This window comes from Cupriavidus sp. 30B13, from assembly GCF_049059565.2.
Lineage (GTDB): Bacteria > Pseudomonadota > Gammaproteobacteria > Burkholderiales > Burkholderiaceae > Cupriavidus.
On the sequence record NZ_CP188224.1, the window covers coordinates 1,726,236 to 1,750,568 of the forward strand.

Consider the following 24,333-nt stretch of genomic DNA (forward strand, 5'->3'; position numbering starts at 1 on the left):
GGCTTACTGGTCCGCCTTGGCCCCCGACTTGCGCACGATCTCGGCCCATTTGTTGCCCTCGGCCAGCGTATAGCGGGCGAATTCCGCCGGCGACGATCCCACCGGCTCGGCGCCCATCTCGGCGTACTGCCGCTGCACGTCCGCCTGGCGCAGGGCCTGCGCGGCATTGGCCGCCAGCTTTTCCACCACCGGGCCCGGCGTGCCGCGCGGCGCCCACAGGCCGTACCAGGTGCTGATGTCGAAGCCGGGCAGGCCGGACTCCGCCACGGTCGGCACGTCCGGCAGCGCGCGGGCGCGCCTGAGCGTGGTCACGGCCACCGCGCGCAGCTTGCCGGCCTTGATGAACGGCATGGCCGAGGGCATCGAGTCGAACATGAGCTGGATCTGCCCGCCCATCAGGTCGGTCAGCGCGGGCGAGCTGCCTTTGTAGGGCACGTGCTGCATCGACACGTTGGCGGCGATCTTGAACGATTCCCCGGCAAGCTGCTGGGCCGAGGCATTGCCGGCCGAGCCGAAGTTGAGGCTGCCGTTGCGCGCCTTGGCCAGGGCGATCAGGTCGCGCACCGTCCTGACCGGCGAATCGTTGTTGACCACCAGCACCAGCGGCACGTCCGCCAGTTGCGTGATGGGCACGAAATCGCGGAACGCGTCGTAGCGCATCTTGGGGTAGATGCTCGGGTTGATCACGTGCAGCGAGGCGTTGGCGAGCAGCGTATAGCCGTCGGCCGCGGCCTTGGCCACGCCTTCGGCGCCGATCATGCCGCTGGCGCCGGGCTTGTTGTCGACCACCACGGTCTGGCCCAGCGTGTCGCCCATGCGCACGGCCACCACGCGCGCCAGCAGGTCGGTGGGGCCGCCGGGCGGATAAGGCAGCACCAGGCGGATCGGGCGCTGCGGATAGTCGTCGGCAGCGTGCGCGGGCGCCGCGCCGAGGCCGGTGGCGACGACGGCGGCGGCGAACAGCGCTAGCTGGATTGCGGCCCTGCGGCCGGCGTAGTGGTGCATGGTTCTGTCTCCTGGATTTTTATCGCGACTTTGCCGACCACCTGGCGGGCTTCGAGCGCGTGCAGCGCCCCGGCCAGCCCGGTCATCGGGTACACCTTCGACACGGTCGGCCGAATCTTTCCCGCGCTGGCCCACGCCAGCAGCGTCTGCATCACGGCCTGCAGCGCGGGCGCGTGCTGCGCGCGCTCGTTGGCCGGCGTCCAGCCGATGTAGCGGCCGACGAAGAAGCCATGCAGCGTCAGGTTCTTGACCAGCAGCAGGTTCAGCGGTGCTTGCGGGATGCGCCCGCTGGCAAAGCCCACGCTGAGCAGCCGGGCGTTGGCCGCGGCCGCGCGCAGCGACTGGTCGAACAGGTCGCCGCCCACCGGGTCCACCACCACGTCGGCGCCGCGCCCGCCGGTCACGCGCTTGACGGCGGCGGCCAGGTCCTCGGGGGCCAGCGCATGCGCCGCGCCGCGCCGCAGCGCCTCCGCGCGCTTGGCCTCGGTGCTGGCGCAGGCGATCACCTGCGCGCCCAGTTCGCGGGCGATCTCCACCGCCGCCAGGCCGACGCCGGCGCCGGCGCCGAGCACCAGCACGGTCTCGCCGGGCTGCAGCGCGCAGCGCCACACCAGGCCGCAGTAGGCGGTGCCGTAGGACAGCGGGACCGGCAGCGCCTGCAGGGCGTCGACCGCATCCGGTATGGGGTAGACCGTGTATTCGGGCAGGCAGACCTGCTCGGCGAAACAGCCCCAGTCGGCGATGGCCACCACGCGGTCGCCGGGGCGCAGGCGCGTCACGGCGCTGCCGCAGGCGACCACGCGGCCCACCGCTTCGGTGCCGGGCACGAACGGCAGCGGCGGCCTGGTCTGGTAGCGGCCGGCCACCATCAGGCCGGTGGCGTGGCTGACGCTGGCGTATTCCACGGCCAGCACCACCGCATGCGGGTCGATGGCAGCGGGGGCGGGGATGTCCGCCACGCGCACGTCTTCGGGCGGACCGAAGCGGTCGCACAGCAGGGCGCGCATCATGCCGCCGCTCCCGCCGCTCCCGCCGCTCCCGCCGCTCCCGCCGCCTGCCGCACCACGCCGGCGGCCAGCCAGCGCTCGAGACGATCCTGGCAGATGCCCCATTCGCGCAGCACGGCCTCGGTGTGCTCGCCGATGCGGGGCGCGGCGCCGGCCGGCCGGCGCAGGCCGCGGGCCGGAATGCCGGCGAACGGCAGCGTGCCGAGGCCCGGCTGCTCGATCTGCTGGAAGGTGCCTTGCTGCTGTGCCTGCGGGTGGTCCAGCACCTGCCGGTGATCGCGCACCGGCGCGTGGAGCACGTCGTGCGCCTGGAACACGCCGAGCCAGTGCGCCGTGCTTTCGCGCGCCAGGCACGCGCTGACCGCGTCGCGCAGCCAGCCGGCATGGGCCATGCGGCTGGCATTGTCGGCAAAGCGCGGGTCGGCCGCCCAGCCGGGCTGGCCAAGCGCCTGGCACAGCCGGACGAACTGCGCGTTGTTCAGGGCCAGCAGCGTGATGCTGCCGTCGCGGGTGGGGAACACGCCGTTGGGCGCGCTGACCGGGCCGGCGGCGGCCGTGCCCTGGATCGCGTATTCGAGGATATTGTTGGCCTGCAAGGCGCAGCAGGCGTCGAACAGGCTCAGCTCCACGTGAGCGCCGCTGCCCGCCGTGCGGAAGCGCCGGCACAGCGCGGCCGCGCAGGCCTGCGCGGCGTAGAGGCCGGTGGCGGCGTCGGCCAGCAGCATGCCGATGCGGCGCGGCGTGCCGTCGGCCAGGCGGTTGGCGAACATCAGCCCGCTGTCGGCCTGCATGACCGAATCCGAGGCGGGATGGTCGGCATAGGGCCCGTCGGCGCCGTAGCCGCTGATGGAGACATAGACCAGCGCCGGGTTGCGCGCGGCCAGCGCGGCGTAGCCCACGCCCAGGCGCCCGGCCACCTGCGGCCGGAAGTTCTGCACTACCACGTCGGCCTGCAGCGCGAGATCGAACAGCAGGGCCTTGCCGGCGTCGCTGGCCGCATCGATGCAGACGCTGCGCTTGCCGCCGTTATACGCCACCGACAACGCGCTGTGCTCGCCGCGCACCACGCCCACGTGGCGGCCCCAGTCGCCCGCGGGCGGATCGACCTTGACGACCTCGGCACCTTGTTGCCACAGGATATGCGCGCAATAGGGCCCGGCGATGCCCTGGCTGATGTCGAGCACGCGCAGGCCGGCGAAGGGCAGGTCGGCAAGCGCGGCGGACGGAGAAGCGGGGTGCGGGGGCTGTGGCTGGATCTGGGCCATCGGTCTCGGACAGGGAATCGTCATGGGGCTGGGGATGGCTTATGCTACGGCGCATCTTCCGCGGTAACAATCCGCCTGACTGTGCCAACCGTGTTGATCCATGATTGACAATACCCTCGGACATCTCGACCTCAACCTGATCCGCCTGTTCGTCACGCTGGTCGAATCGAAGACGCTCACGGCCGCCGCCGAGCGCGGCGGCATGACCCGCTCCAACGTCTCGCGCCGCCTCAAGGCGCTCGAGCAGCACATGGGCGCGCAACTGATGCGGCGTACCACCCGCCATGTGGAGCTGACCGAGGCGGGCCGCCTGCTCTATGCCCACGGCGTGCGCATGCTGGACGAACTGCAGGCCGCCGGCACCTCGATCGACAGCCTCGGCCAGACCGTGCGCGGCGACGTGCGCATCCGCCTGCCGACCGGCCTCGGCCATCTCTACATGGCACAGGTGCTGCTGGAGTTCGCGCGGCAGTACCCGGCCATCTCGCTGCGGGTGCTGATCAACGACTACATCGGCGACCTCGTTTCCGCCGAGGTGGACGTCGCGCTCAAGATCACCTCGCAGCCGCCCGAGGACCACGTGGCGCGCCGCATCTGCGCGGTGGGCTGGTGCCTGTGCGCGTCGCCCGCGTTCCTGGCGCGGCATGGCCCGGTGACGAGCGCCGCGGCGCTGGCCAGCCGCGACCTGATCGCGCCGGCCTCGCTGGGGCGGCGCTTCGAGCTCAAGCTGAAGACGGCGGATACCCCGCTGATGCTGCGCGTGGCGCCGCGCATCCAGTCGGGCGACTATCCGTTCCTGGTCGAGGCGGTCATGGGCGGGCTCGGCGTGGCCTTGCTGCCGCGCTACGCGGTGTGGCGCCAGATCGCGCGCGGCGAACTGGCGGAAGTGCTGCCCGGATACGAGCCCGAAGGCGTGGGCGACAGCGTCTACATGCTGACCGCGCCCAACCGCTTTCCCACGCTGGCCACGCGCACGCTGATGGATTTCATGCGGGCGCGGCTGGAGAGCGAGGCGGGAAGCTGGGCCGGCAGGGCCGAGGGGGAAAACGAAGGGAGCGAGGAGAGCGCCGGGGCCAGGACAGGCCCCGGGGAATGAAACCGGCGGACCGCAGACGGCCCGCCGGCGGGCCGGCTTACTGCGGACCCATCTTCTTGATCAGCACGTCGAGCTGTTCGAGCTCCTGCTCGGTCAGGTCCGTCAGCGGCGCGCGCACCGGGCCCGCGTCATGGCCGACCAGCCGGGCGCCGGCCTTGACGATGCTCACGGCATAACCCGCGCGGCGGTTGCGGATGTCCAGGTAGGGCAGGAAGAACTCGTCGATCAGGCGGTTGGTGGTGGCGTGGTCGTCGGCGGCAATGGCGCGGTAGAAGTCCATCGCCGTCTTGGGGATGAAGTTGAACACGGCCGACGAATACACCGGCACGCCGAGCGCCTTGTAGGCCGCCGCATAGACTTCCGCGGTGGGCAGGCCGCCCAGGTACGACAGGCGGTCGCCCAGCTTGCGGCGGATGCGCACCATGTGCTCGATCTCGCCCACGCCGTCCTTGAAGCCGATCAGGTTGGGGCAGCGGTCGACCAGGCGTTCCAGCATCTCCGCGTTGATGCGGGAGTTGGCGCGGTTGTAGACGATCACGCCGATATTGACCGACTTGCAGACCTCTTCGATATGGTTGGCGATGCCTTCCTGGCTGGCTTCGGTCAGGTAGTGCGGCAGCAGCAGGATGCCCTTGGCGCCCAGGCGCTGGGCTTCTTTGGCGTAGGCGATGGCCATGCGGGTCGGGCCGCCGGCGCCGGCCAGGATGGGCACCTTGCCGGCGCAGGTTTCCACCGCGGTGCGGATCACGTTGGCATAGTCGTCCGGCGTCAGCGAGAAGAACTCGCCGGTGCCGCCGGCGGCGAACAGGGCCGTGGCGCCGTAGGGAGCCAGCCATTCCAGGCGCTCCACGTACGTGTCGGGACGGAAGTTGCCTTGCGCGTCGAAGTCGGTCACGGGGAAGGAGAGCAGGCCTTCCGAGATGATCTGCTTGAGTTCTTGTGGTGTGGTCATGATGGCTGGTCCTGAGCGCCGCAAGGGCAAGGTTTGGGTGGGTTGGCTCTGGTGCTTCCTGGCGGGGCACGCGTTCTTGAGATATGTCATCGTACAACTGTGACCGGGTTTATGCAAGCGGATTTGTTGCTGGGGATGGAATGCGGCGGGGACAATGACCATGCCCGGGCGACCATCGGGCAGCGGAAACGGGGCGGCCCGGGGCGGGGTATTGCTTTGGGCAGCCGGCCGGCAATCGCCTGAAAGCTGGCTGAAAGGCTGATGCGGTAACGATCTGGTCCTGTCACCGGGCTATCCCCGGGCGCGCTGCCGCGCGCGTGGGAGGCCGTCTTGAAGACGGCCTCGGCGCGTGGCGGCGACGTGACTGCTTATCGGGTAAACACTTAGCCGCACATCCGAAACCAGGTGCTTATAATTCCGGTCATACGATGACATATCACGAGGCCGGCAGCAGTCTCGATGTGGCCGGCACCGGTGGGAAGGGGGGCTGCCCACGCGCGCCGCCGGCCTGCCGGAGACCCCATGAATCTCAGCAATACCATCAGCGTGGCCGGCGAGGCCACCCGCCGCAGCAATGTCCGTTACTGGATCCTGCTGATGATCTTCGTGGTGACCACGGTCAACTACGCCGACCGCGCCACGCTTTCCATCACCGGCCCGGCCATGCGCCAGGAGTTCGGCTTCGACGCCGTGCAGATGGGCTTCATCTTTTCCGCCTTCAGCTGGGCCTACGTGATGGCGCAGATCCCGGGCGGCTGGCTGCTCGACCGGTTCGGCGCGCGCCGCATCTATGCGTGCAGCATTTTCCTGTGGTCGCTGTTTACGCTGCTGCAGGGCTTCATCGGCGTGTTCGCCACGGTCGGCGCGGCTGTCACCACGCTGTTCGTGCTGCGTTTCGCGGTGGGGCTGGCCGAGTCGCCGGCCTTCCCGGCCAACGCCAAGGTGGTGGCGAGCTGGTTTCCCACGGCAGAGCGCGGCACGGCCTCGGCCATCTTCAACTCCGCGCAGTATTTCGCCGCCGTGCTGTTCACGCCGCTGATGGCGTGGCTCACGCATTCGCTCGGCTGGCATCACGTCTATATGTGGATGGGCGTGTTCGGCATGGTGCTGGCGGGCCTGTGGCTCAAGGTGGTGCGCAGCCCGGCCACGCATCCGTCGGTCAACCGCGCCGAGCTGGAGCACATCCAGCAGGGCGGCGGGCTGATCGAGATGAGCGGCGACGGCGGCAAGGCGCGCGGCGAGAAGGAACCCGCCGGCGCGCGCTGGTTCTACGTGAAGCAACTGCTGTCCAACCGCATGCTGCTCGGCGTGTACCTGGGCCAGTACTGCATCAACGTGCTCACGTACTTCTTCCTGACCTGGTTCCCGGTCTACCTGGTGCAGGCGCGCGGCATGTCCATCCTCAAGGCCGGCTTCGTGGCTTCGCTGCCGGCCATCTGCGGTTTCCTCGGCGGCGTGCTGGGCGGCGTGATCTCGGACACCTTCCTGCGCCGCGGCTACTCGCTCACGGTGGCGCGCAAGGTGCCGATCGTCGCCGGCATGCTGCTCTCGGTCAGCATGGTGGCCTGCAACTACGTGGACAGCGAATGGCTGGTGGTGGGCTTCATGGCGCTGGCCTTCTTCGGCAAGGGCATCGGCGCGCTGGGCTGGGCCGTGGTGGCCGATACGGCGCCGAAGGAAGTGATCGGCCTGGCCGGCAGCATTTTCAACATGTTCGGCAATATTGCCGGCATCGTCACGCCGATCGTGATCGGCTATATCCTTGGCACCACCGGTTCGTTCAACGGCGCGCTGGTCTTCGTCGGCGCCAACGCGCTGGTGACGGTGATCAGCTACCTGGTGATCGTCAAGGAAATCAGGCGCGTCGAACTCAGGCATCCCTGACCTGGGCATTCCCGTTCGGCGCGGCAAGCATCTGGCAAGGAACAAGGTCATGTCGGTCATCGATATCAAGATAGAACAACAAGGCAGTGCGCCGGCGGGCGCGCAGCCGCAGCGCGCCCCGCTGTACATCCGCATCCACGAGCAGGACAACGTGGCCATCGTCGCCAACGACGGCGGGCTGCCCGAAGGCGCGGTGTTCGCGGACGGGCTGGTGCTGCGCGAGCGCGTGCCGCAAGGGCACAAGGTGGCGCTGGCGGACCTCAAGGCCGGCGACGCGGTGGTGCGCTACAACGTGGTGATCGGCTACGCGCTCAAGGACCTGCCGCGCGGCAGCTGGGTCAACGAGCGCGTGATCGAGATGCCGGTCGCGCCCGGGCTGCACGACCTGCCGGTCGGCACCCGCGCCGCGGCGCCGCTGCCGCCGCTGGAGGGCTACACCTTCGAAGGCTTCCGCAACCCGGACGGCTCGGTCGGCACGCGCAACATCCTCGCCATCACCACCACCGTGCAGTGCGTGTCCGGCGTGGTGGAGCATGCGGTGCGCCGCATCAAGGCCGAGCTGCTGCCGCGGTATCCCAACGTCGACGACGTGATCGGCCTGGAGCACACCTATGGCTGCGGCGTGGCCATCGACGCGCCGGACGCTATCGTGCCGATCCGCACGCTGCGCAATATCGCGCTCAATCCCAACTTCGGCGGCACCGCGATGATGGTGAGCCTGGGCTGCGAGAAGCTCCAGCCCGAGCGCCTGATGCCGGCCGGCACCATGCCCGTGCAGACCGGGGCCGGCAGCCTCGACGTCGGCGTGGTGTGCCTGCAGGACGACGAGCACGTCGGCTTCGAGAGCATGATCGATTCCATCATGGCGATGGCGCACACGCACCTCGCCAGGCTGGACCAGCGCCGCCGCGAGACCTGCCCGGCCTCCGAGCTGGTGGTGGGCGTGCAGTGCGGCGGCAGCGATGCTTTCTCGGGCGTGACGGCCAACCCGGCGGTCGGGTTTGCCACCGACCTGCTGGTGCGCGCCGGCGCCACCGTGATGTTCTCCGAAGTCACCGAAGTGCGCGACGGCATCGACCAGCTCACCGCGCGCGCGGCCACGCCCGAAGTGGCGCAGGCCATGATCCGCGAGATGGACTGGTACGACCGCTACCTGGAAAAAGGCCGCGTGGACCGCAGCGCCAACACCACGCCCGGCAACAAGAAGGGCGGCCTGTCCAACATCGTCGAAAAGGCGATGGGCTCGATCGTCAAGTCGGGCAGCAGCGCCATCACCGGCGTGCTGTCGCCGGGCGAGAAGCTCAGGCAGAAGGGGCTGATCTACGCCGCCACGCCCGCCAGCGATTTCATCTGCGGCACGCTGCAGCTCGCCGCGGGCATGAACCTGCACGTGTTCACCACGGGCCGCGGCACGCCTTACGGCCTGGCCGAGGTGCCGGTCATCAAGGTCGCCACGCGCAGCGACCTGGCGCGCCGCTGGCATGACCTGATGGACGTCGACGCCGGGCGCATCGCCACCGGCGAGGCCACCATCGAAGACGTGGGCTGGGAGCTGTTCCGCCTGATGCTCGACGTGGCCAGCGGACGCAGGAAAACCTGGGCCGAGCACCACAAGCTGCACAATTCGCTGGCCCTGTTCAACCCCGCGCCGGTGACCTGAGTCCCGCCGCGCGGCCGGTTCCCCGCGGCGTCCGGGACACCCGTCCCGGACGCCTTTACATTGGCGCGGCGCCAACCTTAAATGGGGATGGATTCGTTCCCCGCCGCCGTCCCGGCACAACACCGCACAGGCCCGCCCCACGCGGAGAAAGGCGCCGCTTGCGGCAAGCGCCCGGCCTGCCGCCGCCGCGTTTCTTCCTTCGCTTCGCCATGCCGTTTTTCTTCCCGACATGACGCTTCGGCGGGGCAGGCTGCGCGCGTTTGCGGGCCGCCGGGCCAGATCCTGAACCGGGGAATCACGTCGCGAGGTGCATCATGGCTGACCTGTCCGTCGAACTGGTGGATGGCTTGAAGGCAAAGCTGCGGGGCAAGGCGCTGCTGCCCGGCGAAGCGGGCTACGACGAGGCGCGCCAGATCTGGAACGCCATGATCGACCGGCGCCCCGCGCTGATCGTCAAGGCCGCGGGCACGGCCGACGTGATGGCCACGGTGGCGTTCGCGCGCGAGCACGGCGTGCTGCTCTCGATCCGCTCGGGCGGCCACAACATCGGCGGCCATGCGGTGTGCGACGGCGGCATCACGCTCGACCTGTCCGGCATGAAATCGGTCCGCATCGACCCCGTTGCGCTGCGTGCCTGCGTCGAGCCCGGCGCCACGCTGGCGGACTTCGACCACGAAGCGCAGGCCTTCGGCCTCGCCACGCCGCTGGGCATCAACTCCACCACCGGCGTGGCGGGGCTCACGCTCGGAGGCGGCTTCGGCTGGATCAGCCGCAAGTTCGGCGCCTCAGTCGACAACCTCACCGGCGCGCACGTGGTCACGGCCGAGGGCAAGCTGCTGCGCGCCAACGCGGGCGAGCACGCCGACCTGTTCTGGGCCATCCGCGGCGGCGGCGGCAACTTCGGCGTGGTCACCCAGTTCGAGTTCGCCCTGCATCCGGTCGGGCCCGAGATCTACGGCGGGCTGATCGTCTATCCGCTGGCGCAGGCGGGCGCCGTGCTGCAGGGATTGCGCGACCGCTTCGCCGGCATGCCCGACGACCTCACCGTGTGGGCGGTGCTGCGGCAGGCGCCGCCGCTGCCGTTCCTGCCGCCCGAGGTGCACGGCAAGCCCATCGTCGCGCTCGCGGTCTGCTATATCGGGCCGGTGGAAAACGGCCCGCAGCTCGCCGCGCCGCTGCGGCGGCTCGGCACGCCCTACGGCGAACACCTGGGCCCCATGCGCTTCGCTTCCTGGCAGCAGGCGTTCGACCCCATGCTGGTGCCGGGCGCGCGCAACTACTGGAAATCGCACAACTTCGCCGGGCTCGACGACGGCCTGATCGAGCTGCTGACGGAGTGCATCGGCAAGCTGCCGTCGCCGCAGACCGAGATCTTCGTCGGCGCGATGGGCGGCCAGACCAACCGGGCCGCGCCCGACGCCACGGCCTACGCCAACCGCGACGCGAACTTCATCATGAACGTGCACGGCCGCTGGGACGATGCGGCCGACGACGACGCCTGCATCGGCTGGGCCCGCGCCATCTTCGCGGCGGCGGCGCCGTATGCGCTGGGCTCGGTGTACGTCAATTTCCTCACGCAGGACGAGGGCGACCGCGTGGGCGCGGCCTACGGGCCGAACTATGCGCGGCTGGCGCAGGTGAAGCGGCGCTACGACCCGGACAACCTGTTCCGGCACAACCAGAACATCAAGCCGGCCTGAATCCATGAAGCGATGGCGCGGCGGTGCGGGCGGGGAGCCGCCACGCGAGAAAGACGCAATTAACGCCCAGGATTTCCCGCCGGACACCGGTCATGGTGCCGGCAGGAATGGCGCAACGGGAGCATGCCTGCTCCCGCCACGTTTCGCTTGGTCCCGCTTGGTTCCGCTTGGTCCCCGCAGGATCAGATCAGCCGCGCGCCCGGCCACGCCCCCGACATCACGATATTGCGCACCGATTGCCGCACCGTCTGCATGATGTCCCACAACTCGGGCACCGGCGGGCGGTTGCGCGCGGTGGCCAGCGCCACCTGGCGCGTGACCACGGGATCGACCAGCCGGGCGGAGTGCAGGCGGCCCTGCGCCACGCGGTCGGCCACCGCGGCGAACGGCAGCAGCGTGGCGCCGCAGCCGTCTTCCACCAGGCGCATCGCCACGGTGTTGGAGGCATCGCACTCCAGCGCGAGCTGCAGGGCGGTGCCGCTGCGCGCGGCCAGCGACTCGGCCAGCACGCGCAGGCCGTGGCCGGTGCTGGGCAGGATCAGCGGCACTTCGGCGAGCCGGCGCACGGCGAAGGTGGGGCCGAGGTGGCTCCACGACGTCGGCGTGACCAGCGTCAGGTCTTCCTCGAGCAGGATGTCCACTTTCAGCGCGCCTTGCTGCTCGGGCAGGTAGAGCAGGGCGACGTCGATCTCGCCGGCCGCGAGCCAGGCCAGCACCGGGCTGGCCAGCCCCTCGACGAAGCGCACGCGGGTGGCGGGGAAGCGCTGCTTGAGCGCGGTGCCGATGCTGGCGAACGCGGTGTTGGCGATGGTGGGCTGGGCGGCGATGACCAGCTGCGCCGGCCCCTGCGCCGACGACGCGCGGATGGCCTCGCGCGCCTCGGCCAGCGTGGCGGCGACCTGGCGCGCGTAGACGATCAGCGTCTGGCCGGCCTCGGTCAGCACCACGCCGCGCCCGCTGCGGTGGAACAGGCGGGTGTCCAGCGCCGCTTCCAGCCGCGCGATCTGGCGGCTGACGGTGGACTGGTCGGCGCCCATTTCGAGCGCCGCGCGCGAGATGCTCTGCGTGTTGGCCACGCAGACGAAGCAGGCCAGGTCTTCGGAGTTCAGCGCGCTTGCCGTCATCGACGCGCCGCCATCAGCCCTTGGCCGCCGGCTTGTCGCCGATGGCGTGGCCGGCCATGTGCTCGAGCGCGCGCACCAGGCCGGAGTGGTCCCAGCGGGCGCCGCCGAGCGCGCCGCACACGTTGAACAGTTGCTGGCACGAGGCGGTGTTGGGCAGGCTCACGCCCAGCTTGTGCGCGGTGGACAGCGCCAGGTTGAGGTCTTTCTGGTGCAGCTCGATGCGAAAGCCCGGGTCGAAGGTGCGCTTGATCATGCGCTCGCCGTGCACCTCCAGGATGCGCGAGCTGGCGAAGCCGCCCATCAGCGCCTCGCGCACGCGCGCCGGGTCGGCACCGGCCTTGGCGGCCAGCACCAGCGCCTCGCCCACGGCCTCGATGGTGAGCGCCACGATGACCTGGTTGGCCACCTTGGCCACCTGGCCGTCGCCCACGCCGCCCACCAGCGTGATGTTCTTGCCCATCAGCTTGAGCAGCGGCAGCACGCGGTCGAACACCTCCTGCCTGCCGCCGGCCATGATCGACAGCGTGGCAGCCTTGGCGCCGACCTCGCCGCCCGATACCGGGCCGTCCACGTAGTCGCAGCCCAGCGCCTCGATCTTGCCGGCGAACACGCGCGTCTCGATCGGCGAGATCGAGCTCATGTCGACCACGGTCTTGCCCTTGGCCAGCCCCTGCGCCACGCCGTTCTCGCCGAACAGCACGCGCTCCACGTCGGGCGTGTCGGGCAGCATCAGGAAGATGACCTCGCTCTGGCGCGCCACCTCGGCGGCGTTGGCGCAGGCTTGCGCGCCGGCGTCGAGCAGGGCCTGGGGCGCGCCGCTGCGCGAGTGCACGTAGAGCGTGTGGCCGCCGGCCACCAGGTGCTGCGCCATCGGCGTGCCCATCACGCCCAGGCCGATGAATCCGATCTTGCTCATGTCAGTCCTCTCTTCATGTTCGCTGCTCGCGCCAGGGCGGCTCGCAGCGTCAGGTCCGTCGGGTCGCCGGGATGCGTCAGCCGGCGAAGCGGTCGCGCAGCGCCTGCGTCGCATTGCGGAAGATGCCCTGGTCCACGCCCACCGCGACGAAGGCCGCGCCCATGTCGAGGTAGCGGCGCGCGTCGGCCTCGACCGGCGTGAGCGTGCCCACGGCCTTGCCGGCGCGGTTGGCGGCCTCGAAGATGCGCGCCACCTGCGCCTGCACGTCGGGGTGGTTCGGGTTGCCGAGGTGCCCGCACGCGGCGGCCAGGTCGGACGGGCCGATGAAGACGCCGTCCACGCCGTCCACCGCGCAGATCTCGTCCACGGCATCCACGCCCTTGCGGCTTTCGATCTGCACCAGCACGCAGATATTGTCGTTGATCTGGCTGAAGTACTCCGGCACCGTGCCGTAGCGGTTGCTGCGCTGGGACATCGACACGCCGCGCACGCCGGCCGGCGGGTAGCGCGTGGCGCTGACCGCGCGGCTGGCCTGCTCGGCGCTTTCCACGAACGGGATCAGGAAATTGTAGAAGCCGATGTCGAGCAGGCGCTTCATCAGCACCGGGTCGTTGACCGGCGGGCGCACCACGGGCGCGCTCGTGCTGCCTTGCAGCGCCTGCAGTTGCGGGATGAAGGTCAGCACGTCGTTGGGCGAATGCTCGCCGTCCAGCAGCAGCCAGTCGAAGCCGGCCAGGCCGAGGATCTCGGTGGTGGTGGCGTTGCCCAGCGAGCACCAGCAGCCGATCAGGCGGCGGCGCGCGAGGATGTCGGCGCGGAAGCGGTTGGGCAGCGGCGAGGGCAGCAGCGAGTTCGGCAACGGGTTCGGCAACGAAGGCATGAGGCGGTATTTCCTGGAGCAGTTGGTTGAATACGGGTGGAACCGGGGGGGCGGGAACCGGCTGTCAGCCGGTGATGCCGATCTGCCACGGCGCGAATTCATGGTCGCCCAGGCCGAGCAGCTCGCTCTTGCTGCGCTGGCCCGAGGCGGTGGCGAGGATCTGCGCGAAGATGCGCTCGCCCATTTCCTGGATGGTGGCGGTGCCGTCGAGGATCTCGCCGCAGTTGATGTCCATGTCTTCCTCCAGCCGCCGGTACATCGGCGAGTTGGTGGCGAGCTTGAGCGACGGCACGGGCTTGGCGCCGAACATGGAGCCGCGCCCGGTGGTGAAGCAGATCAGGTTGGCGCCGCTGGCGATCTGGCCGGTGGCGGAGACCGGGTCGAAGCCCGGCGAATCCATGAAGACGAAGCCCTTGCGCGTGACCGGCTCGGCATAGCGGTACACGTCCATCAGCGGGCCGGTGCCGCCCTTCATCGACGAGCCCAGCGACTTTTCGAAGATATTGGCCAGCCCGCCGGCCTGGTTGCCGGGGCTCACGCGGCCGTTGATCTGCACGTCGCGCCCCACGGCGTAGACGTCCTTCCACCAGCGGATGCGCTCGACCAGCTTCTCGCCCACCTCGCGGCTGGCCGCGCGGCGCGTCAGCGTGTGCTCCACGCCGTAGATCTCGGGCGTCTCCGACAGGATGGCGGTGCCGCCGTGGCGCACCAGGATGTCCATGGCGGCGCCCAGCGCCGGATTGGCGGTGATCGAGGAAAAGCTGTCCGAGCCGCCGCATTGCAGGCCGATGCTCAGGTGGCTGGCCGATACCGGCCGGCGCGCGGCGCGGTTGGCGTCCGGCAGCAGCGCCTGCACGGCGGCCACGCCGGCGGCGATGGTCTTGCGCGTGCCGCCGGTGTCCTGCATGGTGAAGGCGTGCAGGCGCGGGCCGGTCTCCAGCCCCTCGGCCTTGAGCAGGGCGTTCACCTGGTTGCGCTCGCAGCCCAGCCCCACCACCAGCACCGCGGCCAGGTTGGGGTGGCGCATGTAGCCGGCCAGCGTGCGCTGCAGCATCGCCATCGGCTCGCCGCTCATCTCCATGCCGCAGCCGGTGCTGTGGGCGAAGGCCACCACCCCGTCCACGTTGGGATAGTCCGCCAGGCGCTCTGGCGTGAACCATTCGGCGATCTTGTGCACCACGGTGGCCGAGCAGTTGACGGTCGCCACCACGCCGATGAAGTTGCGCGTGGCCACGCGGCCGTCGTCGCGCACGATGCCGTCGAAGCTGGCCTGCTCGGCCTCCGGCAGCAGCGCCACCGGCACGAAATCGCGCGCGTGGGCGTAGTCGCGGTCGAACTCGCGGAACTCGATGTTGTGGCCGGACACCAGCGCGCCCGGCGCGATGTCCGCGCTGGCGAAGCCGATGGTGGTGTTGTACTTCAGGATCGGCTCGCCCTTGTGGATCGGGCGCGCGGCGATCTTGTAGCCGGCCGGCACCTGGCTGCGGATGGTGAATGCCTCGCCGGGCACGGGCGTGCCGATGCCGAGCTCGGTGCGGGCGATCAGCACGTTGTCCTGCGCATGCAGGCGGATCACCGGCGCGGCGGGCGCGCTGGCTTGGGCTGGGCTGGTGGTGGTCACGCTGTCTCCTGTGGGCTTTTCTTCACTGGTTATCGTGCGTGGCCTCTCGTTGCGCCCGCGCCGCGCGCGCCCCTGGAGGCACGCCCGCGGCACGGCGCGGAGGCCATCGTTGCGGCATTGCGGACGCCGGCTATCTGCCGCCGACGACCTGCTTGGCGAAGCTGGCGCGCTCCATCTCCACCACGTCCACGCTGACCTGCACGCTCTCGCCGGACTGGTCCGGGCGCACCTGCTCGGCGATCGCCTCGCAGATGGCCTTGCCGAGCGCCTGCCGCACGGCCAGCTCGCGGCCGTCGAGGATGCGCAGCGTGGCATGCACGAAGGCGCGCTCGCGCGCCTCGGTGCCCTGCCGGTAGGAGGTCAGCGTCACGCAGCGCGACTTGATGTCGGGCTCGTTGAACTGGCCCGACGCCAGCAGCGCGGCGTTGGCCTGGTCCAGCAGCTCTTCCTGCGAGCAGGCCAGCCGGGTGTTTTCGGTGAGTTCGATGATGAGGTGGGGCACGGCGGTTCCGGTCAGGGTTGCGGGGGGGCCGGCTCAGTCCGCCGCCAGCCGCGACAGCGGGCCGGGCGACTTGCCGCGCGCGGCCTGCACGCGCGCCGCGGCGTCGTCGAGCTGGGCCAGCGTGCCGCTGTCCACCGGGATGGATTCGGCGCGGGCGCGGCGCCAGGCGCGCTCGGGCTCGCCGGGCAGCAAGATGGCTTCGGTGCCGGGCTGCAGGCCGGACGAGCGGATCCAGTCGACGAAGGACTGCACCTCGTGGCCGAAGGTGGTGCTGCTGCCCAGGCGCGCCGGGTCGAACACGATGGCCAGCATGTTGTTCCAGACCGCGTGCTCGTGGGTCAGCGTCTCGGGGCGGATGGTGTGGCCGCCGGTCACGGCCGCGCCCAGCAGTTCGCACATCACCGCCAGCACGTAGCCCTTGTGCTCGCCGAACGAGCGCAGCGCGCCCTGCGCCTGGCCCGCGGGCGGGAACATCACGGCCGGGTCGTCGGTGGGGTGGCCAGCGGCGTCCAGCAGGCAGCCCGGCGGCACCGGCACGCCCTTGTTGTTGGCCACGCGCACCTTGCCCAGCGCGATCGCGCTGGTGGCGAAGTCCATCACCAGCGGCGCGGCGCCGGCCACCGGCACGCCGATGGTAAACGGGTTGGTGCCGTAGCGCGCCTCGTAGCCGCCGTGCGGCGCCACGATCGGCTTGGACAGCACGTTGACGAAGTGGATCGAGATCATGCCGGCGGCCGCGGCCTGCTCGGCCCAGTGGCCCACGCGGCCGAGATGGTGCGAGCGGCGCAGGCCCAGCACGCACACGCCGTGCTCGCGCGCGCGGCCGATGGCCAGGCCCATGGCCTCCTCGGTGACCGCCTGGCCCATGCCGCGGTTGCCGTCCAGGCTGAGGATGCCGCCGGCCTCGTGGACCACGCTCACGCGCTGGTTGAGCTGGAGCTGCTCGCCCAGCCAGGACAGCACGTATTTCGGGATCATGCCCACGCCGTGCGAATCGTGCCCGGACAGGTTGGCGCCGACCAGGTGGTCCGCGGTCAGGCGGGCTTCGCGCGCGTCGGAGCCGGCGGCGAGCCAGAGGTCGGATACCCACTGATGCAGGGCGGCGGTCGGAATGCGGTGTTCACTCATGGGATCGGGTAGCGGAAGGAGGCGGGCTAGGCGGACGAGGCGGACGAAAAGGATGAAACGGGCAGCTTGGGCGGAACAGGGCGCGAGAAAACCCGGGCCGGGCGGGCGGCGGCCACCATCATAAGCCGCCGGGCCCCGCTTGGGTACCCGGCCAGCGGCGGCCAGCCATGCATTCTTGTCATTCCGGCCGGATATTGGCGCTCTTGATCAGTTGCGCCCACTTGGCCACCTCGCGCTTCTGGAACGCGCCCAGCTCGGCCGGGCCCGCGCCGGACGGCTCGATGCCGAGCGTGGCGAAGCGCGCGCGCATGTCCGGCTCCTGCACGATCTTGCCGATGTCGGCGCCGAGCCGGTTGACGATGGGCTGCGGCGTGCCGGCCGGGGCGAACACCGCCTGCCACGACACGATCTCGTAGCCGGCCAGCTTCGGCCCGCCCGCCTCGGCGACGGTAGGCACGTCCGGCAGCTCGCGCGCGCGCGTGGCCGCGGTGGTGGCCAGCGCGCGCAGCTTGCCGCCCTGGATCATCGGCATGGCGGCCACGCTGTTCTCGAACAGCACGTCGACCTGGTTGCCCAGCAGCGCCTGCACCGCCGGGTTGCTGCCCTTGTACGGCACATGGAGCAGCTTGACCCCGGCCATGGAGGCGAACAGCTCGCCGGCCAGGTGCTGGGAGGTGCCGTTGCCGGCCGAGCCGAACGAGACCGTGCCCGGCTTGGCGCGCGCGGCGGCGATCACGTCCTGCACGGTCTTCCACGGGCTGCCGGCGTTGACCACCAGCAGGTTGGGCAGGGTGCCGATCAGCGCCACCGGCTTGAAGTCCCTGACCGGGTCGTAGGGCATCCTGGGATACAGGCTCACATTGATGGAGTGCGAGCTGATGGTGCCGCCGACCAGCGTATAGCCGTCCGGCGCCGCCTTGGCCACGTAGTCGGAGCCGATATTGCCGCCCGCGCCGGCGCGGTTCTCCACCACCACCGGCTGGCCGATCATCTGCGACAGGCGCTGGCCGATCAGGCGGCCCAGCACGTCGGTGGTGCCGCCGGCGGCGAACGGCACCACGTAGTTGACCGGCTTGGCCGGCCAGGCGTCCTGCGCACGGGCGGCGCTCCCCGCGGCCAGCATGGCCAGCGCGCCGAGCGCGGCCAGGGCGCGGGTTGCCCGGAAATAGCGGGAACGAGCAGGCCTGAGCGGCCGGCGGTGCATGGGCATGTCCTGTCTCCTGACTGGTTTGTGCGGCGATCCTTCTTTCCGCCGCCCCGCGCGCGCCGCTATGATCTGGCAAGCGGCACCGGGGCAGGGCGGGATCGCCTTGGCCACAATCTACACGCGCGCGGCCCGGCGCAGCCTTGCGTTTTACGCATAGCAGAAATGCGGCCTGTGCCGGGCGCGCAAGGGGCGGCGGCCGTAACAATCGGCACATCGAATCGGCACATCGCGCCGACCTTTGTCTACCGCGCCGCAACAAAGGCCCCGCATGCCGCCCGGCCCCGACCCGATTGCAGTGCACCATTCCACGACCGACATGACCCACACTCCTGCTGCCACCGCGTCCACCAACCCCGCCGACGCCGCCCCGGCTGCCCGCTCGGGCGGCCGCGTGCTGGTCGACGCCCTGCGCATCCACGGCGCCGAGCGCATCTTCTGCGTGCCCGGCGAGAGCTTCCTCGACGTGCTCGACGCCCTGCACGACCAGCCCGCCATCGACCTGATCGTGTGCAAGCACGAAGGCGCCGCGGCCAACATGGCCGAAGCCGACGGCAAGCTCACCGGCCGCCCGGGCATCTGCTTCGTCACGCGCGGGCCGGGCGCCACCCACGCCAGCATCGGCGTGCACATCGCCGCGCAGGACTCCACCCCGATGCTGCTGTTCGTCGGCCAGATCGCGCGCGGCCACAAGGGCCGCGAGGCGTTCCAGGAAGTGGACTACGGTGCCATGTTCGGCTCCATCGCCAAGTGGGTGGTGGAGATCGACGACCCCGCGCGCATCCCCGAACTGGTGGCGCGCGCGTTCCGCTGCGCCACCTCCGGCCGGCCCGGCCCGGTGGTGATCTCGCTGCCCGAGGACGTGCTCGACGGCCTGTGCGAAGTCGCCGACACCACCCCCTACCAGCCCGTGGCGGCAGCCCCGCGCGCGGCCGACGCCGAGGCGCTGGCCGCGCTGCTGGCCGGCGCGCAGCGGCCGCTGGTGATCGCCGGCGGCGCCAACTGGAGCCCGCGCGCGGCGGCCGACTTCGCCGCCTTCGTGCAGCGCTGGGACCTGCCGGTGGCGTGCGCGTTCCGCCGCCAGGACGTGTTCGACAACCGCGACCCGCACTACGTGGGCCACCTGAGCCTGGGCGTGAGCCCGGCGCTGGCCGAGCGCGTGCGCACCGCCGACGTGATCCTCGCCTTCGGCACGCGCCTGGGCGACATCGCCACCGACGGCTACACCCTGCTGGAAGCGCCCACGCCGCGCCAGCGCCTGATCCACGTGCATGCGGACAGCGCCGAGCTGGGCCGCGTCTACCAGCCCGAGCTGGCCATCGAGGCCGGCATCGAGCCCGGCGCCGCCATGCTGGCGGCGCTGCCGGCCCCGGACAGCGTGGCCTGGGGCGACTGGACCGGCGCCGCGCGCGCCGCGCACATCGCTTTCGTCGCGCCGGCCAAGCCGCACCCCGAACTCAGCGGCGTGGACATGACCGCGGTGGTCGACCATCTCAACCAGACCCTGCCGGCCGACGCCGTGCTCAGCAACGGCGCCGGCAACTACACGGTCTGGCTGCACCGCTACTACGCCTACCGCCAGCCGCGCACGGAACTGGCGCCCACCTGCGGCGCGATGGGCTACGGCCTGCCGGCGGCCATCGCCGCCAAGCTGCGCGACCCGCAGCGCACCGTGGTGTGCTTCGCCGGCGACGGCTGCTTCCTGATGTACCCGCAGGAAATCGCCACCGCCGCCGCCTACGGCGCCAACCTGGTCGTGGTGGTGGTCAACAACGGCATGTACGGCACCATCCGCATGCACCAGGAAAAGCGCTATCCGGGCCGCGTCAGCGGCACCGACATCCCCAGCCCGGACTTCGTGGCGATGGCGCAGTCGTGCGGCGCCTGGGCCGAGCGCGTGACGCGCACGGAAGACTTCGCCGCGGCGTTCGGGCGCGCGCTGGCCGCCGGCAAGCCCGCCGTGCTGGAGCTGGCCACCGATCCGCGCCAGATCACGCCGGCCATGCGCATCGCCGGCTGAGGCGGCGCGGCGAGAAAAGACACCGAGAACCAGAACAAGAAAAAGGAGACACAGCATGAGCGATGGCACGCTGGACAGCCTGCGCGGCCGCTTCTGCGGCCGGCTGCTGACCGCGCCCGACGACACCGCGCCGTTCCTGACCGACTGGCGCCGCAATTTCACCGGCCGCACGCTGGCGGTGGCGCAGCCCGACACCACCGCCGACGTGGCCGAGGTGGTGCGCTGGTGCGCCGCGCAGCGCATACCGCTGGTGCCGCAGGGCGGCAATACCGGCATGGTGGGCGGCGCCGTGCCCGACAGCGGCGGCCATGCGCTGGTGCTGTCCACGGCGCGGCTGAACCGCATCCGCGAGATCGACCCGCTCAACAACACGCTGACCGCCGAGGCCGGCTGCATCCTGGCCAACGTCCAGCAGGCCGCGCAGCAGGCTGACCGCCTCTATCCGCTCTCGCTCGGCGCCGAGGGCAGCTGCACCATCGGCGGCAACCTCGCCAGCAATGCCGGCGGCGTGCAGGTGCTGCGCTACGGCAACACGCGCGAACTATGCCTGGGGCTGGAAGTGGTCACACCCGACGGCGAAGTCTGGGACGGCCTGCGCGCGCTGCGCAAGGACAACACCGGCTACGACCTCAAGCAGTTGTTCATCGGCGCCGAGGGCACGCTGGGCGTGATCACCGCCGCCACGCTCAAGCTTTACCCGCGCCCGGCCGCGCGCATGACCGCGCTGGCCGCGGTGGCCAGCCCGCATGCGGCGCTGCGCCTGCTGGAGCTGGCCCAGCGCCGGCTGGCCGCCACGCTGACCGCGTTCGAGCTGATGAGCGGCGCCTGCATGGCGCTGGTGGCGCGCCATTTCCCCGATTGCCGCGCGCCGTTCGAGCAGGACCACGCCTGGTACGTGCTGCTGGAAAGCAGCGACCCGCACAGCGAGGCGCATGCCACGCAGGCGTTCGGCGAGCTGATGGAAGAAGCGTTCGAGGCCGGCATCGTGGCGGACGCGGCGATCGCCGCCTCGCTGGCGCAGTCCGACGGACTCTGGCGCATCCGCCACCACCTGCCCGAGGCGCAGTCGCTCGACGGCGGCGACAACATCAAGCACGACATCTCGGTGCCGATCTCGTCGATCGCCACCTTCATCGAGCGCACCAGCGCCGACATCGTGGCGGCCCATCCGGGCGCGCGCGTGCTGGCCTTCGGCCATCTCGGCGACGGCAACCTGCACTACAACGTGAGCGCGCCGGCCGGCATGCCGCAGGCGCCGTTCGTGCAGGCCAGCGGCGCGGCGGTCAGCGCGCTGGTGTACGAGGCGGTGGACCGCGTGCGCGGCTCCATCTCGGCCGAGCACGGTATCGGCCAGCTCAAGGTCGAGAAGAACGCGCACTACAAGTCCGCGGTGGAAATGGCGCTGATGCAGAAGATCAAGCAGGCGCTGGACCCGCACGGCCTGATGAACCCGGGCCGGCTGCTGCCGGGGCACTGAGGACGGACAAGGAAGGCCCCGGAGAAAGTTCCAGGAAAACCAGAAGAAAGCCCGACAACAAAGCTCATAAAGCTCGCAAAGAGCAGGAGACACCGATGCAAGAAGCAACGCACAAGCGCGGCCGCCGCGCCACGCTGCTGGCCCTGGCCGCGCTGGCCGCCACCACTGTCTGCGGCGCGCTGCCGGCGCAGGCCGAGACCTGGCCGTCCAAGCCGATCCGCCTGATCGTGCCGTTTACCGCGGGCGGCAATACCGACATCGTGGCGCGCCTGGTCGCGCGCGAGCTGCAGAAGTCGCTGGGGCAGGCGGTGGTGGTGGACAACCGCCCGGGCGCCTCCGGCAACATCGGCGCCGACACCGTGGCCAAGTCCGCGCCGGACGGCTACACGCTGCTGGTGGGCACGGTCGGCACCAATGCCATCAACGCCAGCTTCTACCGCAAGATGCCCTACGACACCGTCAAGGACTTCACCGCGGTGGCGATGGTCGCCTCGGTGCCCAACATCCTGGTGGTCAACCCCGCGGTGCCGGCCAACAACGTCAAGGAGCTGACCCAGTACGTCAAGCGCGCCAACGGTGGCACCACCTTCGCCTCGTCCGGCACCGGCACCTCGATCCACCTCTCGGGCGAGCTGTACAAGGTCATGACGGGCGTGTCGATGGTGCACGTGCCCTACAAGGGCAGCGCGCCCGCGGTGACCGACCTGATGGGCGGCCAGGTGCAGCTGATGTTCGACAACGCGCCGACCTCGCTGCCGTTCGTCAAGGCCGGCAAGCTCAAGGCGCTGGCGGTCACCGGCGCGCACCGCATGAGCGCGCTGCCCAACGTGCCGACGATGGAAGAGGCCGGCCTGCCGGGCTTCGTCACCGGCTCGTGGTTCGGCGTGTTCGCGCCGGCCCGCACGCCGCGCGAGATCGTCACGCGCATGAGCGACATCATCATGGCCGCCTCCGCCCGGCCCGATTTCCGCGAAGCGCTGGTGACCGCCGGCGCCGACCCGGACCCCAAGCCGGCCGCCGAATTCCAGGCCTTCGCGCTGGCCGAGAAGGTGCGCTGGGAGAAGGTCGTCAAGGCCGCCGGCGTCTCGGTCGACGAGTAAGCCGGCGCAGGCGCCCGGCCAGCCGCGCCGGGCGCGCCACCCCACCGAGGAACCATCACCATGAGCAATCCAGCCCCCGCCACCCCGCGCCACGATGCCGCCGCGCTGCGCGACCTGGCGCAAGCCATGTTCGTGCGCGCCGGCATGCCGGACGCGCGCGCCGCCGACGTGGCCGACATCCTGATCGAGGCCGACCTGATGGGCCACGACACCCACGGCCTGCAGTTGCTGCCGACCTACCTGGCCGAGATCGAGAGCGGCAGCATGGCGGTCACGGAGGACTACGACGTCATCTCCGAGCGCGCCGCGGTCGCCACCTGGGACGGCAAGCGCCTGCCCGGCCCGTGGCTGACCCTGCGCGCCATGGAAAGCGCGATGGCGCGCGCGCGCGACTACGGCACCGGCACCGTCACCATCCGCCGCTCGCACCACATCGCCTGCCTGGCCGCCTACCTGGAGCGCGCCACGCGTGCCGGGCTGGTCATGCTGCTGTTCTCGTCGGCGCCGGGCGCGGCCACCGTGGCGCCGTTCGGCGGCACCCGCGCGGTGTTCTCGCCGAGCCCGCTGGCGGTGGGCTTTCCCACGCCGGAAGGCCCGGTGCTGATCGACGTCTCCACCTCCATCACCACCAACGGCCTGACCGGGCGCCTGTACAAGGAAGGCAAGCGCCTGCCGCATCCGTGGCTGATCGACGAGCACGGCAACCCCAGCGACGATCCGGCCGTGCTGTTCCCCCCGCACGCCGGCTCGATCCTGCCGCTGGGCGGGCTCGACGTGGGCCACAAGGGCTTCGCGCTGTCGCTGATGGTCGAAGCGCTGACCGCCGGCCTGACCGGCCACGGCCGCGACGACCCGGGCAAGCGCTGGGGCAATACCGTGTTCCTGCAGATCCTCGACCCGGCCGCGTTCGCCGGCGAGGAAGCCTTCGCCACGCAGATGGGATGGGTGGCGCGCGCCAGCACCGGCAACCCGCCGCGGCCCGGCGTGGACCGGGTCAGGCTGCCGGGGCAGGGCGCGCTCGAGCGCAAGGCGCGGCAGCTGCGCGAGGGCGTGGCGCTGAACCCGGCGATCCTGCCGCAGCTGGCGCCGTGGCTGGAGAAGTACGGCATGGCGGCGCCCGCGCCGCTGGCATGACGCCGGGGCGCTGGCCGGCGGCCGGCGCCGTGCGGTAAGCTCGCGGAATCCGGCATTCGCCTGCCATCGTCCGCCGCCATCCATGCAAGCTTTCAGCCTCGACCTGTTTCTCCGCCTTTTCTCCGGCCTGCTGTGCGGGGTCCTGCTCGGGCTGGACCGCAACCTGCACGGCAAGCCCGCCGGCGTGCGCACGCTGGGGCTGGTGTCGCTCGGCGGCGCGGCCGCCGTGTGCGTGGTGACGGTGTCGGGCCATCCGCCCGATGCCATGTCGCGCGTGCTGCAGGGCCTGCTGACCGGCATCGGCTTTCTGGGCGTGGGCGTGATCTCGCGCCACAGCAGCGACGACAAGCCCCAGGGCCTGACCACGGCGGCGGCGATCTGGCTGGCCGCCATCGTCGGCGCGGCGTGCGGGGCGGGCTACTACGCCATCGTGGCGGTCGCGCTGGCGCTGGGCCTGCTGCTGCTGCTGATCGGCGGGCGCTTCGAGCGCCTGCTGCACAAGCGCCTGCTGCACGACGAGGCGCTGCTGCGCGCCCGCAAGCGGCACCGCGACCTGGGCCGCGCGGGCCAGGACGGCAAGCAGGATGACCGGCAAGCGGGGCCGGGCAGCGGCAAGCATGCCGTGCCGCCCGGCCTGGACGAGAGCTGATACGCCGCG

Annotated in this window: 20 protein-coding genes; 9 read left to right on the top strand and 11 right to left on the bottom strand. The window is 70.9% G+C overall.

Annotated features, from left to right (window positions below; all coding sequences use genetic code 11):
- Positions 1-3: 3 nt before the first annotated feature.
- From ACKI2N_RS26790 to ACKI2N_RS26800, 3 genes are read right to left on the bottom strand one after another with little or no spacing between them, the layout of a single operon-like run.
- The gene (locus ACKI2N_RS26790) at positions 4-1,005 is read right to left on the bottom strand and encodes a tripartite tricarboxylate transporter substrate binding protein (protein ID WP_420991848.1); all 1,002 of its coding nucleotides are present in this window, start codon (positions 1,003-1,005) and stop codon (positions 4-6) included.
- Positions 966-2,012, bottom strand: a complete 1,047-nt coding sequence (locus ACKI2N_RS26795) for an NADPH:quinone oxidoreductase family protein (RefSeq protein ID WP_420992068.1) — start codon at positions 2,010-2,012, stop codon at positions 966-968. Before ACKI2N_RS26795 ends, ACKI2N_RS26790 begins: the two co-directional genes overlap by 40 nt.
- Entirely contained in the window at positions 2,012-3,277 is a 1,266-nt protein-coding gene (locus ACKI2N_RS26800; protein ID WP_420991849.1) for a CaiB/BaiF CoA transferase family protein, read from the bottom strand. Before ACKI2N_RS26800 ends, ACKI2N_RS26795 begins: the two co-directional genes overlap by 1 nt.
- 100 nt (positions 3,278-3,377) lie before the next feature.
- Between ACKI2N_RS26800 and ACKI2N_RS26805 the strand changes: the two genes are divergently transcribed.
- Positions 3,378-4,373, top strand: a complete 996-nt coding sequence (locus tag ACKI2N_RS26805) for a LysR family transcriptional regulator (protein WP_420991850.1) — start codon at positions 3,378-3,380, stop codon at positions 4,371-4,373.
- Between the two features lie 37 nt (positions 4,374-4,410).
- Here ACKI2N_RS26805 and kdgD read toward each other — a convergent pair whose 3' ends face one another.
- Complete coding sequence (gene kdgD / locus ACKI2N_RS26810; protein WP_420991851.1) at positions 4,411-5,325, bottom strand: 5-dehydro-4-deoxyglucarate dehydratase; 915 nt, start codon at positions 5,323-5,325, stop codon at positions 4,411-4,413.
- Positions 5,326-5,847: 522 nt separating this feature from the next.
- On the opposite strand from kdgD, the gene ACKI2N_RS26815 reads away from it, so the two are divergent.
- The 3 genes from ACKI2N_RS26815 (at position 5,848) to ACKI2N_RS26825 (ending at position 10,569) form a co-directional block, all read left to right on the top strand.
- Positions 5,848-7,209, top strand: coding sequence for an MFS transporter (locus ACKI2N_RS26815; RefSeq protein WP_420991852.1), 1,362 nt, complete (start codon positions 5,848-5,850; stop codon positions 7,207-7,209).
- Positions 7,210-7,258: 49 nt separating this feature from the next.
- Positions 7,259-8,869: a galactarate dehydratase gene (garD, locus tag ACKI2N_RS26820; protein ID WP_420991853.1), complete on the top strand. Its 1,611-nt coding sequence runs from the start codon at positions 7,259-7,261 to the stop codon at positions 8,867-8,869.
- 314 nt (positions 8,870-9,183) lie between these two features.
- Positions 9,184-10,569, top strand: a complete 1,386-nt coding sequence (locus ACKI2N_RS26825) for an FAD-binding oxidoreductase (protein ID WP_420991854.1) — start codon at positions 9,184-9,186, stop codon at positions 10,567-10,569.
- A 182-nt stretch (positions 10,570-10,751) separates the two neighbouring features.
- Here the strand turns inward: ACKI2N_RS26825 and ACKI2N_RS26830 are convergent, their stop codons facing one another.
- From ACKI2N_RS26830 to ACKI2N_RS26860, 7 genes are all read right to left on the bottom strand, one after another.
- Positions 10,752-11,693 (bottom strand): LysR substrate-binding domain-containing protein, encoded by a 942-nt coding sequence (locus ACKI2N_RS26830; protein WP_420991855.1) that lies wholly within the window; start codon positions 11,691-11,693, stop codon positions 10,752-10,754.
- 13 nt (positions 11,694-11,706) lie between these two features.
- Entirely contained in the window at positions 11,707-12,609 is a 903-nt protein-coding gene (locus tag ACKI2N_RS26835) for a 2-hydroxy-3-oxopropionate reductase (RefSeq protein WP_420991857.1), read from the bottom strand.
- 76 nt (positions 12,610-12,685) lie between these two features.
- Entirely contained in the window at positions 12,686-13,489 is an 804-nt protein-coding gene (gene garL, locus ACKI2N_RS26840) for a 2-dehydro-3-deoxyglucarate aldolase (protein WP_420991859.1), read from the bottom strand.
- Positions 13,490-13,553: 64 nt separating this feature from the next.
- Positions 13,554-15,110: a UxaA family hydrolase gene (locus tag ACKI2N_RS26845; protein WP_420991860.1), complete on the bottom strand. Its 1,557-nt coding sequence runs from the start codon at positions 15,108-15,110 to the stop codon at positions 13,554-13,556.
- 130 nt (positions 15,111-15,240) lie between these two features.
- Complete coding sequence (locus ACKI2N_RS26850) at positions 15,241-15,612, bottom strand: 5-carboxymethyl-2-hydroxymuconate Delta-isomerase (protein WP_420991861.1); 372 nt, start codon at positions 15,610-15,612, stop codon at positions 15,241-15,243.
- Positions 15,613-15,645: 33 nt separating this feature from the next.
- Positions 15,646-16,740 carry a malate/lactate/ureidoglycolate dehydrogenase gene (locus tag ACKI2N_RS26855; RefSeq protein WP_420991862.1) on the bottom strand — a complete coding sequence of 365 codons (1,095 nt, stop codon included), beginning with the start codon at positions 16,738-16,740 and terminating at the stop codon, positions 15,646-15,648.
- Between the two features lie 178 nt (positions 16,741-16,918).
- Positions 16,919-17,863, bottom strand: coding sequence for a Bug family tripartite tricarboxylate transporter substrate binding protein (locus ACKI2N_RS26860; RefSeq protein ID WP_420992069.1), 945 nt, complete (start codon positions 17,861-17,863; stop codon positions 16,919-16,921).
- Between the two features lie 400 nt (positions 17,864-18,263).
- Here ACKI2N_RS26860 and ACKI2N_RS26865 point away from each other — a divergent pair, with 400 nt between their 5' ends.
- From ACKI2N_RS26865 to ACKI2N_RS26885, 5 genes are all read left to right on the top strand, one after another.
- Positions 18,264-19,964, top strand: coding sequence for a thiamine pyrophosphate-binding protein (locus tag ACKI2N_RS26865; RefSeq protein WP_420991863.1), 1,701 nt, complete (start codon positions 18,264-18,266; stop codon positions 19,962-19,964).
- A 55-nt stretch (positions 19,965-20,019) separates the two neighbouring features.
- Complete coding sequence (locus ACKI2N_RS26870; RefSeq protein ID WP_420991864.1) at positions 20,020-21,441, top strand: FAD-binding oxidoreductase; 1,422 nt, start codon at positions 20,020-20,022, stop codon at positions 21,439-21,441.
- A gap of 95 nt (positions 21,442-21,536) precedes the next feature.
- The gene (locus ACKI2N_RS26875; protein ID WP_420991865.1) at positions 21,537-22,541 is read left to right on the top strand and encodes a Bug family tripartite tricarboxylate transporter substrate binding protein; all 1,005 of its coding nucleotides are present in this window, start codon (positions 21,537-21,539) and stop codon (positions 22,539-22,541) included.
- A 60-nt stretch (positions 22,542-22,601) separates the two neighbouring features.
- A complete protein-coding gene (locus ACKI2N_RS26880; protein ID WP_420991866.1) occupies positions 22,602-23,675 on the top strand; it encodes an Ldh family oxidoreductase in 1,074 nt (357 codons plus the stop codon).
- 82 nt (positions 23,676-23,757) lie between these two features.
- Positions 23,758-24,324, top strand: coding sequence for an MgtC/SapB family protein (locus tag ACKI2N_RS26885; RefSeq protein ID WP_420991867.1), 567 nt, complete (start codon positions 23,758-23,760; stop codon positions 24,322-24,324).
- Positions 24,325-24,333: the final 9 nt, after the last annotated feature.

Bases quoted from the DNA above. Each gene is read 5' to 3' on its own strand.
- kdgD (WP_420991851.1), bottom strand. From the start codon at position 5,325: ATGACCACACCACAAGAACTCAAGCAGATCATCTCGGAAGGCCTGCTC.
- ACKI2N_RS26860 (WP_420992069.1), bottom strand. From the start codon at position 17,863: ATGCTGGCCGCGGGGAGCGCCGCCCGTGCGCAGGACGCCTGGCCGGCC.
- ACKI2N_RS26825 (WP_420991854.1), top strand. From the start codon at position 9,184: ATGGCTGACCTGTCCGTCGAACTGGTGGATGGCTTGAAGGCAAAGCTG.
- garD (WP_420991853.1), top strand. From the start codon at position 7,259: ATGTCGGTCATCGATATCAAGATAGAACAACAAGGCAGTGCGCCGGCG.
- ACKI2N_RS26800 (WP_420991849.1), bottom strand. From the start codon at position 3,277: ATGGCCCAGATCCAGCCACAGCCCCCGCACCCCGCTTCTCCGTCCGCC.
- ACKI2N_RS26870 (WP_420991864.1), top strand. From the start codon at position 20,020: ATGAGCGATGGCACGCTGGACAGCCTGCGCGGCCGCTTCTGCGGCCGG.
- ACKI2N_RS26880 (WP_420991866.1), top strand. From the start codon at position 22,602: ATGAGCAATCCAGCCCCCGCCACCCCGCGCCACGATGCCGCCGCGCTG.
- ACKI2N_RS26835 (WP_420991857.1), bottom strand. From the start codon at position 12,609: ATGAGCAAGATCGGATTCATCGGCCTGGGCGTGATGGGCACGCCGATG.
- ACKI2N_RS26790 (WP_420991848.1), bottom strand. From the start codon at position 1,005: ATGCACCACTACGCCGGCCGCAGGGCCGCAATCCAGCTAGCGCTGTTC.
- ACKI2N_RS26815 (WP_420991852.1), top strand. From the start codon at position 5,848: ATGAATCTCAGCAATACCATCAGCGTGGCCGGCGAGGCCACCCGCCGC.
- ACKI2N_RS26830 (WP_420991855.1), bottom strand. From the start codon at position 11,693: ATGACGGCAAGCGCGCTGAACTCCGAAGACCTGGCCTGCTTCGTCTGC.
- garL (WP_420991859.1), bottom strand. From the start codon at position 13,489: ATGCCTTCGTTGCCGAACCCGTTGCCGAACTCGCTGCTGCCCTCGCCG.
- ACKI2N_RS26865 (WP_420991863.1), top strand. From the start codon at position 18,264: ATGACCCACACTCCTGCTGCCACCGCGTCCACCAACCCCGCCGACGCC.
- ACKI2N_RS26875 (WP_420991865.1), top strand. From the start codon at position 21,537: ATGCAAGAAGCAACGCACAAGCGCGGCCGCCGCGCCACGCTGCTGGCC.
- ACKI2N_RS26855 (WP_420991862.1), bottom strand. From the start codon at position 16,740: ATGAGTGAACACCGCATTCCGACCGCCGCCCTGCATCAGTGGGTATCC.
- ACKI2N_RS26805 (WP_420991850.1), top strand. From the start codon at position 3,378: ATGATTGACAATACCCTCGGACATCTCGACCTCAACCTGATCCGCCTG.
- ACKI2N_RS26885 (WP_420991867.1), top strand. From the start codon at position 23,758: ATGCAAGCTTTCAGCCTCGACCTGTTTCTCCGCCTTTTCTCCGGCCTG.
- ACKI2N_RS26795 (WP_420992068.1), bottom strand. From the start codon at position 2,012: ATGCGCGCCCTGCTGTGCGACCGCTTCGGTCCGCCCGAAGACGTGCGC.